Here is a 12533-nt window from a genome sequence, read left to right as displayed (position 1 = left end):
CAGGATGTCCGGATGATCCCGCGTCGTGCCCGTCGTGTCTCCGGAGCCGTTCTCGCCGCTCTCACCGGGCTGGTCGTGCTCGCCGGACCCGCGTCGGCCCACACCGAGCTGGAGTCCAGCTCCCCGGCCGAAGGTGCCGCGCTCGACACCGCTCCCACGCAGGTCGAGCTGAAGTTCGGCGAGCCGGTGACGCTGCCGCCGGACCCGATCGCGATCGACGGCCGCGACGGCGTCAAGTGGAAGATCGGCACCCCCGTGGTCGAGGGCGGGGTCGTGACGGTGCCCGTGACGCCCGCCGGTTCCGCGCAGGCCTACTCGCTGGCCTGGAAGGTGGTCGCGAAAGACGGCGACAACGTCAGCGGCACGGTGCGCTTCACCCTCACGGCGCCGGTGACGAAGGCCGCGGCGCCCAGTTCTGCCGCGACCGGTTCCCCGGCGCCCGTCACCCTCGAGTCCGCGGGCATCCCGAAGTGGGTGTGGGTGCTGGTCGCCGTGGCCGGGCTGCTCGCGGTGATCGTCGTCGGCATCCGCCGGCTCCGGGGCCGGCCGAAGGATTAGTCCCGCGGGACCGTCACGACCCACCGCCCGGGACGGCGGCGCAGGTAGCCCCACCAGTACAGCGCCGACACGGCCAGCACGCCCGCGGTGATGCCGAGGTCGAGCGCGCTCTGCTCGACCAGGACGTAGGCCAGCGCGGCCACGGCGAGCACCGGAACGACCGGCCAGGCCGGCATCCGCCAGACGTGCGGCTTCCGGTGCGCCGCCCGGCGCGCGGCGAGGGCGGCGGCCGCGACGCTGAGGTAGAGCGCGACGACCGCGACCCCGGTGACGCCGCTGAGCGTCTCCACCGGCACGAAGCAGAGCACCGCTTCGGACAGCCCGACCACGAGGGTCGCGACCCACGGCGCGCCGAAGCGCTCGCTCACGACGCTCATCGCGCGGTTCACCGGCGCCGGCCACGCCTGGTCGCGCGCGGAGGCGTAGAGCACGCGCGAATTCTGGATGACCATCACGATCACCGCGTTGACGATGGCCGCCGCGATGCACAGGCTGATCGCGGCGCCGACGGTGGAACTGCTCCAGCCGGTGACCAGCGCGGTGACGTCGACGCCGGCGAGCGCGGCGGCGTCCGGCACGGCGAGGGTGATCGCCACGACCGGCACGAGGATGACGACGGCGCTGATCCCGAGCGTCCAGAACACCGTCCTGGCCACCGTGCGGCGCGGTTCGCGCATCTCTTCGGCGAGGTAGACGGCGGTGCTGAAGCCCTGCACGACGAACAACGCGACGGCGAGCCCGGCGACGACGGCGATCAGCCCGATCCCGCTCGTGCCGAGGCTCGGCTTCACGAGCACGGCCGGGCTCTGCGTGGTGTGCGTGAAGCCGAGCAGGGAGACGGCGAAGATCGCGACGATCTCGATGACCAGGAAGACGCCGGTGATCCAGGCGTTGGACCGCAGGTTGAGCAGGCCCATCACGGTCGAGGCCAGCATGACGAGCGCGCCCGCGACCGAGGGGCCGATGTCGACCACGGCGGCGAGGTAGTCGGCGACGCCGATCGCGATGATCGGCGGCACGACGAGGATCACGATGAACGAGAGCATGAAGGTCAGCCAGCCGGCGAAGCGGTTCGCCACGGTCGTCACCATCGCGTACTCGCCGCCGGCGCTCGGCACCAGCGTGCCGAGTTCGGAGTAGCAGAAGGCGATCCCGACGCAGAGCAGCACCGCGAGGGCGATGGCGAGCGCGGTGCCGGTGCCGAGGTCGGCGAACAGCGGGGGCACGAGGACGAAGAGCGACGACGCCGGCGTCACGCAGCTGAGCGTCAGCAGGGTGCCGCCGCCGACGCCGATGGACCGGGTGAGGGTTTTCTTCGCCTTGGCGGTGGCTGCGGTGTCGGGCGGGGCGGGAGTGCGGGGCATGGGCGTTCCCTCCGGCCGGGGCAAGGTGCGACGGATGGAACAGCACCGATTCGGTGTTGTCAACGCCACTTCGACGACTAAATCCGTCGTCTGGCCGGGTCGGTGACTTCGCATTCAGTGACGGGCCGTAGCGCGTGCCGCGGTTGCCCGGCGTCGGGCGCTTCGGGGATGATCCGGGGCGTGAGCAGCCAGGACACCCCCAGCCGGCCCGCGCCGCCGGTGCTCGACGACATCTCGCGGCAGATCATCGCGCAACTGCAGGAGGACGGCCGGCGGGCGTACGCGACGATCGGCAAGGCGGTCGGCCTGTCCGAAGCGGCGGTCCGGCAGCGGGTCCAGCGGCTGTCGGACTCCGGCGTCATCCAGATCGTCGCCGTCTCGGATCCCTTGCAGGTCGGGCTGTTCCGGCAGGCGATGATCGCGATCACCGTGGACGGTCCGCTCGAGCCGGTCGGCGACGCACTGGCCGAAATGGACGAAATCGCGTACGTGATCCTCTGCGCCGGGCGCTACGACCTGCTGTGCGAGGCCGTCTGCGCGGACGACGAGGCGCTGCTGCAGCTGATCTCGACGCGGATCCGCGCGCTGCCCGGCGTCCGGCACGCGGAGGCGATGGTCTACCTCAAGCTGCGGAAGCAGACCTACCAGTGGGGAACTCGCGGAGCGTGACGACGAAATCCGAAGGTCTGTCCACAGTGTCAACCACGGATTAGTCGCCGAAATTCGGCTGGACGACTGAATCGCTTGCGAAGGGCGCTGGGGGCGTGCGATAACCGAGGCATGACCGACGCTTCGAGCCTCGCCAAGGCCGCCCGCGAGAACCTCTGGATGCACTTCACCCGCCACTCGACCTACGACGAGACCGACGTCCCGGTGATTGTGCGCGGCGAAGGCCCGTACATCTGGGACGCCCGCGGCAAGCGCTACCTCGACGGGCTGGCCGGCCTGTTCGCGGTCCAGGTCGGCCACGGCCGCGAGGAACTCGCCGAAGCGGCCGCGCGGCAGACGAAGCAGCTCGCGTACTTCCCGCTGTGGGGCCACGCGCACCCGACGGCGATCGAGCTGGCATCGCGGCTGGCTTCCGCTGCTCCGGGTGACCTCGACCGCGTGTTCTTCACCGTGAGCGGCGGGGAATCGGTCGAGACGGCGTGGAAACTGGCGAAGCAGTACTTCAAGCTCGTCGGGAAACCGGGCAAGCACAAGGTGATCAGCCGCGCGCTGGCCTACCACGGGACGTCGCAGGGCGCGCTGTCGATCACGGGTATCCCCGGCGCGAAGGCGGACTTCGAGCCGCTGGTGCCGAGCAGCCTGCGCGTGCCGAACACCAACTTCTACCGCGCCCCCGAGCACGCGGACGACTACGAGGCTTACGGGCGCTGGGCGGCGGACCGGATCGAGGAGGCGATCGAATTCGAGGGTGCGGACACCGTCGCGGCGGTGTTCCTCGAGCCGGTGCAGAACACGGGCGGGTGTTTCGTGCCGCCGCCGGGGTACTTCGCACGGGTGCGGGAGATCTGCGACAAGCACGACGTGCTGCTGGTGTCGGACGAGGTGATCTGCGCGTTCGGGCGCGTCGGCTATGACTTCGCGGCGAAGCGGTACGGGTACCAGCCGGACATCATCACGACGGCGAAGGGGCTGACGTCCGGGTACGCACCGCTGGGGGCGGTGCTGGCTTCCGATCGGTTGATGGAGCCGTTCACCCGTGGGGAGACCACGTTCATGCACGGGTCCACTTATGGGGGGCACCCGGTTTCGTGCGCGGTCGCGCTGGCGAACCTCGACCTGATGGAGCGGGAGGACCTCTACGGGCACGTGCTTTCGCGGGAGTCGACATTTCGGTCCACTTTGGACAAGCTGACCGAGCTGCCGATCGTCGGGGATGTTCGTGGGGCGGGGTTCTTTTACGGTATCGAGCTGGTCAAGGACAAGGCGACCAAGGAGACTTTCAGCGCCGCCGAGTCGGAGCGGGTGTTGAGGGGGTTCCTGTCGGAGGCGTTGTTCGAGGCCGGGTTGTACTGCCGGGCTGATGATCGGGCTGAGCCCGTGGTGCAGCTTTCGCCGCCGTTGGTTTGTGATCAGGCGCAGTTCGATGAGATGGAGCAGATCCTGCGGGACACGCTTACTCGTGCTTGGGAGCTGTTGTAGGCCGGTTGATTGCGTGCTCGGTGGCTGGGTTTTCCGCTGGGGCGATGATGCGGGGGCGTCGATGGTGCTCGGCTCGGCTTGCTGGTGCGCTCCCGGCTTAGCGCTGCCGCGGAGGTGCGGCGGCGGGCGCGGAGGCTCGGCGCGGGGCGTGGATCAGCTGCGGTCACGGTATTTCGGTCGCCATTGCCATTGCCATCGCCGTCGCTGCCGTCGGCGGCGGGCGCAGCGGTAGTCATCGCCTCATCCGCAACCATCGCTGTCGCTGCCGTCGGCGGCGGGCGCAGCCGCAGCCACTGCCACTGCCGCAACCATCGCTGTCGCTGCCGTCGGCGGCGGGCGCAGCCGTAGCCACCGCCCCATCGGCAACCATCGCTGTCGCAGCCGTCGGCGGTGGGCGCTGTCGTCGGCTTTAGCCGGGCGCTGTCGGCCGTGGAAGTCGTCGCCCTGCTCGTCGTTCGCGCGATGCGGGCAAATCGGGCGGCTTGGCCTCCGGCCCCCGCAATCCACGATACCGGGCAGGACCGACAGTTTCGGTCCTCCGGGCAGCGGCAGTGGCCCGATCGGGCGGGGTACTCGCGCTTTCCGCACGGGCGCCCGCTTTCTGAGTACCGTGGATCGCGGGGGGCCGGGGGAGTGGCCGGTGACCGGGCCGCCCGTGGACGTGGGGGCCGGCCGCGCATCCGGGAGGAGAACCGATGACCGCCGCCACCGGTAGTCCGCGACTGCCGTTCGATCGGCCCAATGCCCTGGAGATCGCGCCGCTGTTCGCGGTGTTGCGGCGGGAGGGGCCCGTGGTGGCCGTGACCACGCCGGCGGGGGATCCGGCCTGGCTGGTCACCGGGTTCGAGCAGGTGCGCGGGGTGTTCACCGATCCGCGGTTCGGGCGGTCGCACCCGGTGCCCGAGGAGGCGTCGGCGTTGTCGGATGCCGCCGTTCTCAGCCGGCCGCAGGGTGATCACGAGACCGAGCACGTCGAGCACGCGCGGATGCGGCGGATGCTCGTGCCCGCCTTCTCGGCCAACCGGATCCGGCGGCTCGCCGGGCACGTCCAGGAGCTGGCCGACGGCTGCTTCGACGCGATGGAGCGGGCCGGCGCCGGTGGCGGGCCCGTCGACCTGCACGAGCACCTGTCGTTCCCGCTGCCGGTGCTGGTGATCTGCGAGCTGCTCGGCGTCCCGTACGAAGACCGCGACACGTTCCGCGTGCTGTCGGAGCGGATGGGCCGGATGGACATCGGCACCGGCGCGGACGAAGCGCTCGACGAGTTCGCCGGTTACATGGGGCGGCTCGCGGCGGCCAAGCGGCGCGATCCCGGCCAGGACGTCGTCTCGGACCTGGTGCGCGCGCAGGCCGACGACCCCGCGTTCGGCGACGACGACCTCGCCCGGCTCGCCGCCGGCCTGCTGTTCGCCGGCCACGAGACGACGTCCAACCGGATCGACCTCGGCGCGCTCTACCTGCTCACCGACCTCACCCGCCGCGACGCGCTGGCCGCCGACCCCGAGGGGCGCGTGCACGGCGTCGTCGAAGAGATCCTGCGGCTGTCCGCGCCGGGCGGGCTCGGCATCCTGCGGTACGCGCACGACGACGTCGAGCTCGGCGGCGTCAAGATCGCGCGGGGCGACGCGGTGGTGCTGTCGCTCGCGGCGGCCAACCGGGACGAGACGGCGTTCCCGGACCCCGAGGCGTTCGACCCCGGCCGCAAGCCGAACGCGCACGTCGCGTTCGCCTACGGCGGCTGGTTCTGCATCGGCGCGAGCCTCGCCCGCACCGAACTGCGCGTGGTTTTCGGCTCGCTGTTCCGCCGCTTCCCGGGGCTGCGGCTGGCCGTCGACGTCGATGAACTCCAGGTCCGGACGAACCGTGTCACCGGGGGAGTGGACCGCGTGCCGGTCCTCTGGTAGACAACGGCGGCCGGGACCGGGAGGAAAAGCGTGACCCTGTGGGACAAGCTCGGGATGGACGACAAGCTCGTCAAGGTGCTGAAGGAAATCCCGGCGGGCCCGGACGCGGGGGACTTCGGCCCGGCTTACGTCACCATCCACCAGCTCGCCGTCGAGCTGGACCAGCGGTTTCCCGAGGTGCGCAGGCAACTGGACGTCCCGCTGGGCGGCGGCGCGACCCGGCACGCGGGGCTGGTCGAGCTGCTCGGCAAGGAGCTGGTGGAGAAGATCAAGCGCTACGGCGACGTCTACCCGATCGAAGCCGCCCAGCTGTCGGCGGTCCGTTTCCGTGAGCTGCGGCTGCGCGGCCCGGGCGGCCGTGACCTCGTCGGCGCGTCGAAGACGGACCTGCCGCTGATCCGCCTGCGCCCGAAGGACTGAGCGTGGTCGCGCCACCGGTCCGGGTCCTGGTGGCCGAACGTGACGAGGCGGTCCGCGCCCGCCTGGCCGCCCTCCTCACGCAGGCGGACGGCATCGATCTGATCGCGGCGGTCGGCGACGCGACGGCCGCACGGACGACCCTCCGCCGTCGCCTCCCGGACGTGGTGCTGCTCGACCTGCGCCTGGGCCCCCTCGGCCCGGTGTTCCGCCGCCCGGCGGTGCTGGTGCTGGCGACGTTCGATTCGGACGCGGGCATCCTCCGCGCCCTGCGTGATGGGGCGGCGGGTTTCGTGCTGCGCTCGGCGCGGCGCAACGAGCTGCTGAAGGTGGTCCGCCTGGCCGCGGACGGGCACGTGGTGCTCTCCCCGGACGCCTCCCGCCGGTGGGTTTCGTCGGCCACCCGGCTGTCCGGACCCCGCGACGAGCGCCTCGCACAGGTCGACCGCCTGTCGTCGCGGGAGCGCGAGGTGCTGATCGGGGTGGGCTCGGCGCTGACGAACGCGGAGATCGCGGAGAAACTGGGGATACCGGAACCGCTGGTGCGCGATTGCGTGGCGCAGGTGGTGCGCAAGCTGGGGTGCGCGCACCGCACGGAGGCCGGGCTGGTGGCGTACGAGCGGGGGTTGTGCCGGCCGGGCTGAGCTGGCGCTTGCTGCGGGGTCGGCGACCGAATCGGGCCGGCTGCTCGCGGCGGCTCTGGGTTGCGTGGCGGGGGCCGCGGTGGGCGGGCGGGTCGCTCGAGGTGGGCCCGGGTTGCGTGGCGGGGCCGCGGTGCGGACGGGGTGGGCGGAACCGGGCCGGCTGCTCGCGGCGGTCCTGGGCTGGGTGGCGTGCCTGCGCTTGCTGCCGTGCGGGCGCGGTGGTGGCGGGTATCCGGCGCGAATGGGGGCGTGCCTTCTCGGCGGAGCGGGGTGCGGCGGCGGCCCTGAGCTGCGGGGTGCGCGGACGGAACCGGGCTGGTTGCGCGCGGCGGCTTTGGGTCGCCCGGCGGGGTAGGCGGGGCGGAACCGGGCCGGCTGCTCGCGGCGGTCCTGGGCTGGGTGGCGTGCCTGCGCTTGCTGCGGTGCGGGCGCGGTGGGTATTCGGCGAGAGTGGCGGCCGGGCCTGGGCGCGGCCTGCGGGCGTGCCGGGTCGAGGCGTCAGTGCGCCCGGGGTGAGCTGCCCCGCCGGGGCGGGGCAGCTCACGTCTTCCCCCGGAAATTCCCTCAGAAGCCGGCCAGGCCGTTCGGGGTTCCCGCTCCCGTCGGGGCGTCGTAGCCCGGGCCCGCGACGCACAAGTAGTCGCCGCCGCACTTCTTGCCTGTCCCGGTCGGGTCGTTGGTGCCCGTTGTGATGTCCACGAACTGCCCCGCGTGGGCGTACAGGTCCGCCGGCTGTGCCGCGCCGGCATGGCCCGAACGGCCGTACAAGCCCGCCACGAACGGTGCCGAAGCGCTGGTTCCGTTCACCGGGAGCCAGCCGCCCGCGTCGGTGTTGTACACCGCCAGGCTGTCTGCCGCCGCCGCGATGTCCGCCACCGTTCGCTTGCCGCAGTGGGAGTCCTTCTGCCACGCGGGTTTCGCGATGTACGCCGAACAACCGCTGCCGCCGTACTCCCACGCCGACTCCGCCCAGCCTCGCGCGGAGTCCGGGTCGCGGGCCAGCGTCGTGCCGCCGACCGCGACCGTCGAGGGCAGGACCGCCGGGTAGCTCGCCGCCGTGAAGCCCGCGTCGCCCGAGGAGGCCACCACCGTCACGCCCGGGTGCTGGTAGTGGCTCGCGTACGCCAGGGGCGCGCCGCCTTCACGGGCGCCGTAGCTGTTCGACACCACCTTCGCGCCCAGGCGGACCGCCGTGTCCTCCGTCTCGGCCAGGTCCGCGAAGCCCGGTGAATTCCCCTCCACCACCAGGATGCGGCACGACGGGCACGCCGCCGAGACCATCGAGACGTCCAAAGTGGACTCCAGGGCCCAGCCGAAGCTCGCGGCGGGCAGTGGGGCCGGTGCGCCCTGCTGGTTCACCTTGCGGAAGCAGCCGTTCGCCGTCGTGCACGGCGGAAGGCCGTACTGCGCCCGGTAAGTAGCCAGGTCCGCCTCCAGGTTCGGGGCGTCGTAGGCGATCGAAATGCCCACGACCGTCTCCGGACCCGCCGTCGACGGCAGGCGGTAGGCCGACGCCAGGTCGTCCGCGCCCCAGCCGGCCGGGCCGTCGGCCAAGGCGCGGGCCGGGGCGTACGTCGTCAGGCAGCGCAGCAGGCCCGGGCCCGGATCCGGGCACGCCGCGCGGGCGGCCGGGGCCGCATTCGCGGGCGGGGCGGACAACGCCACCGACACCACCGCGGCCAGCACGCCGATCCCTCTTCTGTTCACAGTGGACTCCCTCAGGACTGGTAGACGTGGTAGGCGGCGGTGATCGTCTCGGCGATCCTCGCCCCCGCGGTGTCGGACGCCGTGACGCGCAGGGAGACGTCCGCGCCGCGGAACGAGTCCGTGGCCGCGGTGAAGTCCGCGTGGAAGAGGCCGTCGCCGCGGGCGGTGACCGTCGCGTCCTGCCAGGTCACCCCGTCGGTGGAGTACTGCACCGTCGCGCCCGCCACCGGCGACGCGGTGCTCCGCTGGAGGTGCCCGACCGTCAGGTCCAGGCTCTGCGGACCCACCAGCGCCGACCCGTCCGGACGCAGTCCACCGACCCCGTACCCCAGCGTCAGCAGCGGTTCGACGCCGCACGCGCGGTCGGGCCCCGATCCGCCGCGGGCGCAGTAGAGCGCCGCCGGGAGCGTCGCGCCCTCGACGTGCCGCGACCGCCACGTCCATTCCGTGTGGGACGCGGTGCTCTGGCGGTACATCGGCCCGGTGCGGCCCGCGTCGATCGTGAGCCCCAGCGTCGACGGCCCGGCCGCCACGGCCTGCTCGGCCGACACCTCGGTCGCGCCCACCGGGCTGCCCTCGGCGATCGTCGCGCCGTCCTGGGTCAGCGTGTAGTGCCCGGTGACGGTGTCCCGCACTTCGCCGTACAAGCCGAACCCGGTGTGGCCGGGCTGGTTGTCGCTGAACGGCGTGATCGACAGCCGCAGCAGGTCGCCGGCGCGCGTCGCGGCCGGCCGGACCGGTGCGGTTCCGTCGTCGAGCGGCAGCAGGGCGACGCCGCCCGCGGGGTGCAGCGGGAAGCGGTTCCAGTCCTCGGTCACGGAAGTGCCGCCCCGGTAGGCGTGGAACGACTCGTACTGACCCCCGGCCCACCCGGCGAACGGCCCGGGCAGGACGTACTTCGAGAACCCGCCGAACCAGCGCAGGTCCGGCGCCGCCGAGACGTACTCCGTCTGCCTGCGCGGCAGCGGGATCGGGTGCGACACCCGCCCGCCGCTGTCCTCGAAGGAGAACATGCCGCTGCGCTGCCGCAGCCCCAGCGAGGAGAACTCGCTGAAGTAGGTCGAGTCGACGGCGGCGACGTCCTGCGCCGTGATCACGTACCGCTGCGGGGGAATCCGGCCCACCGCGGCCTTCTGCAGCACGTACTCGTACGGCGTGCCCGGCCCGGGCGGGGACACCAGCCTGCTGTACGGGTACGTCTGCAGCGCCCCCGTGCGCACCGGGACCGCGGTCGGCGACACCGCGATCGGCACGCCTGGCCCGGCGTCGAAGTCGACGACCAGCGCGGGCCCGGTCTTCGCGGCCCGGCGGAACAGGAACCCGGTGTCGTCGAGCAGCGCGGGCCGCGGGGTCACCCACGTCAGCTTGCTGGACGCGCGGGCGGCGTCGACACGCACGGTCGTGTCCGCCTTCACCGCGAACTCCGGCTGCGCGCTGAAGCGCACCTCGGTCGGGTTGCCGTCGGCGTCGGCCGTCCAGAACAGGCCGAGTGCGCTGTAGTTCCCGTCCGGCGCGCTGAACTTCGCCGTTCCCCCGGAGAAGTAGTTGAGGTTTTCGTTCGGGTCGAGGAGGTTCCCGTCGTCGGTGTTGTACAGGAACGCGACGCCGGTGTCGGCGGGCTTGCCGCCGATGTCGTTCGCGTCCACCGAAACCGTGCGCATGACCGACCGCGGCTGGGCGGCCGGCCGCGTCCCGGTGAGGGCGAAGCTCTTGCCCGCGGCGAAGAGCCCGGTGCCGCCGAAGTGCCCGCGCGCGTTGTCCTCCTTGAACTGCCGGGCCAGCGCCGCGCCGAACGTCGACGGGTCGGCCGGCAGCGCCGCCCCGGCCCGGAGCGCCTGGAGGTCGAACAGGCTCAGGTCGAGGCCGCGCCCGAGGTAGGGGAGCGCGGTGCCGGGGACCTCGTAGTCCCGGTCGCCGAGGCGCAGGTGCACGAGCGCCCGCGCCATGCCCTTCGCCGCGGCCGGGCGCACGTCGTACAGCGACCGGCCGTCCGGCGCGCTCCGGACCGCGACCCGGTCACCGGTGATCAGGGTGACGACGTCGGACGGCGTCCCCGCGACGGCGGCCGGCGGGGCGAGCCCCACCAGCCCCGCGAGCAGAACCGCGAGCACCGTGAGATTTCTTCGCACTGGCACCTCCCTGTGGTGGTTGATCACCACTACCGACGGGCCGGACGCCGGGGGAGTTGAGCCGGGGTCTCGATCTCCTGGAATTACCCCGATCGGATCAACGACGGATTGTCAGGACCGGCTCAGGGGCACCGGCTTTCACAGCGTCCGGCAGGTGACGGCCGGGCGGTCACCGCCGGTTCCGCTGCCCGTCAACGCGATCAAGCCGAACGTCGTCGTCGCGTTGGCGTTCAGCTTCGCGTTCCACGCCGCGTTGTCGACCGTCACCGTGGAGCCGTCCACCGTGTAGGTGCCGTTCCACAGGCCCGTGATGCGGTGGCCGTCCGGGAGGGTCCAGCGGACGCTCCAGCCGGAAAGGTCCTCGTCGTGGTCGTTGCGGACCGTCACCAGCACCTGGTAGCCGCCCGGCCAGGAGTTCGTCACCTCGTAGCTGGCCGCGCAGCCCAGGTCGGCGGTCGTCGGGGTGGGCGGGGTCGACGGCGGCGGTGTGGCCGTGACCGGGACGGCGATCGGCGTGCTCTCCGGGACGAGCGCCGTCCCGATCAGCACCCCGGCGGCCAGCAGGACGGCACCGGCCGCCCCGGCCAGCACCAGGCGGCGCCGGGGTCGGCGGACGCGCAGCAGGCGCGTGCCCGTGCGCGGCCGGGGGCGCGGCGGCGGCAGCGGGCGGCCCTGCGTGACCGCCTCGAACAGCTGCTGGACCTCGGCCATCGACGGGCGCGCGTCCGGGTCGCGCTGGAGCAGGCGGGTCAGGACCTCGGCGAGCGGGCCGTCGTGCTTCGGCGGCGTGACGTCCTCGCGGGCGACGCGCAGGAGCAGCGCGATCGGGTTTTCGTCGGTGCCGAACGGGGGAACGCCTTCCAGCGCGCGGTAGAGCGTCGAGCCGAGCGAGAAGACGTCGGCCGGGAAGCCCGCTTCGCGGCCGTTGGCGACTTCGGGGGAGAGGTAGGCGGGGGTGCCGGCGATGAAGCCGCCGCCGGTCACGGTGCCTTCGCCGGTCGCCCGGGAGATGCCGAAGTCGGCGATCTTGGCGACGCCGTCCTCGCCCATGAGGACGTTGCCGGGCGTGACGTCGCGGTGCACGATCCCCTCGGCGTGCGCCGCGGCGAGCGCGGACGCGGCCTGCAGCCCGATGCGCGCGACCTCGTCGTCGGGCAGGCACTCGCGATCGGCCAGGATTTCGGCGAGGCTCCGCGAGGGCAGGTACTCCATGACCAGGTACGGCTCGCCGTCCTGCTCGACGACGTCGTGCACGGTGATGGCGTGCGGGTGCCGCAGCCGGGCCGTGAGCCGGGCTTCGCGCAGCGCGCGCTGGGCCGCCTCCTCGCCGGCGGCCCGCCCGATGGCGGCGTCGTAGTCCAGCTGCTTGACGGCGACGACCCGGTCGAGCCGCTCGTCACGCGCACGCCAGACGACGCCCATCGCGCCCTGGCCGACCCGTTCGGCCAGCCGGTAGCGCCCGGCGATCAGCTCTCCTGCGTCGGTCACGACGACCTCCCGGCCTTCCCCGGAACACACGGATCCCCGGGACGATCGGTTCGAGCTTAACGATCCGTGCGCCGGGCTGCCGATGAGCTGGTGGCTCGCCGGGATCGGGACCGGGCGCTCGGAACCGCCGCCGGGCCCGGCGGCGACTTGGCTGCCGCGATCCCGTCGAACCAG

At 72.7% G+C, this 12533-nt stretch carries 10 protein-coding genes; 6 read left to right on the top strand and 4 right to left on the bottom strand.

The annotated features are described in order from the left end of the window. Positions 1 to 12 precede the first annotated feature (12 nt). A complete protein-coding gene (locus ACLJQM_RS25580) occupies positions 13 to 558 on the top strand; it encodes a copper resistance protein CopC (protein ID WP_410633034.1) in 546 nt (181 codons plus the stop codon). On the opposite strand, the gene ACLJQM_RS25575 is transcribed toward ACLJQM_RS25580, so the two are convergent. Then, complete coding sequence (locus ACLJQM_RS25575) at positions 555 to 1922, bottom strand: APC family permease (RefSeq protein ID WP_410633033.1); 1368 nt, start codon at positions 1920 to 1922, stop codon at positions 555 to 557. The genes ACLJQM_RS25580 and ACLJQM_RS25575 overlap by 4 nt on opposite strands. Before the next feature lie 168 nt (positions 1923 to 2090). Here ACLJQM_RS25575 and ACLJQM_RS25570 point away from each other — a divergent pair, with 168 nt between their 5' ends. The 5 genes from ACLJQM_RS25570 (at position 2091) to ACLJQM_RS25550 (ending at position 7035) form a co-directional block, all read left to right on the top strand. Beyond that, on the top strand, positions 2091 to 2591 hold the full coding sequence (locus ACLJQM_RS25570) for an Lrp/AsnC family transcriptional regulator (RefSeq protein WP_247024074.1): 501 nt from the start codon (positions 2091 to 2093) through the stop codon (positions 2589 to 2591). A 111-nt stretch (positions 2592 to 2702) separates the two neighbouring features. Next, a complete protein-coding gene (locus tag ACLJQM_RS25565) occupies positions 2703 to 4070 on the top strand; it encodes an aspartate aminotransferase family protein (protein WP_360775510.1) in 1368 nt (455 codons plus the stop codon). 695 nt (positions 4071 to 4765) lie between these two features. Further along, the gene (locus tag ACLJQM_RS25560) at positions 4766 to 5974 is read left to right on the top strand and encodes a cytochrome P450 (RefSeq protein WP_247024072.1); all 1209 of its coding nucleotides are present in this window, start codon (positions 4766 to 4768) and stop codon (positions 5972 to 5974) included. Between the two features lie 30 nt (positions 5975 to 6004). Beyond that, positions 6005 to 6394, top strand: coding sequence for a hypothetical protein (locus tag ACLJQM_RS25555; protein ID WP_247024071.1), 390 nt, complete (start codon positions 6005 to 6007; stop codon positions 6392 to 6394). Between the two features lie 2 nt (positions 6395 to 6396). Beyond that, positions 6397 to 7035, top strand: coding sequence for a LuxR C-terminal-related transcriptional regulator (locus tag ACLJQM_RS25550; protein ID WP_410633032.1), 639 nt, complete (start codon positions 6397 to 6399; stop codon positions 7033 to 7035). 564 nt (positions 7036 to 7599) lie between these two features. Here ACLJQM_RS25550 and ACLJQM_RS25545 read toward each other — a convergent pair. The 3 genes from ACLJQM_RS25545 to ACLJQM_RS25535 form a co-directional block, all read right to left on the bottom strand. Then, entirely contained in the window at positions 7600 to 8742 is a 1143-nt protein-coding gene (locus tag ACLJQM_RS25545) for a S8 family serine peptidase (RefSeq protein WP_410633031.1), read from the bottom strand. Between the two features lie 11 nt (positions 8743 to 8753). Beyond that, positions 8754 to 10871, bottom strand: a complete 2118-nt coding sequence (locus tag ACLJQM_RS25540) for a hypothetical protein (protein WP_410633030.1) — start codon at positions 10869 to 10871, stop codon at positions 8754 to 8756. Between the two features lie 138 nt (positions 10872 to 11009). Continuing rightward, complete coding sequence (locus ACLJQM_RS25535) at positions 11010 to 12359, bottom strand: protein kinase domain-containing protein (RefSeq protein ID WP_360775497.1); 1350 nt, start codon at positions 12357 to 12359, stop codon at positions 11010 to 11012. Positions 12360 to 12533 lie beyond the last annotated feature (174 nt).

This window comes from Amycolatopsis sp. cmx-4-83 (assembly GCF_046548815.1).
Classification (GTDB): Bacteria; Actinomycetota; Actinomycetes; order Mycobacteriales; family Pseudonocardiaceae; genus Amycolatopsis; species Amycolatopsis pretoriensis_A.
The sequence above is the reverse complement of the archived record's forward strand: the minus strand, read 5'-3'. Positions and strand labels throughout refer to the sequence as shown.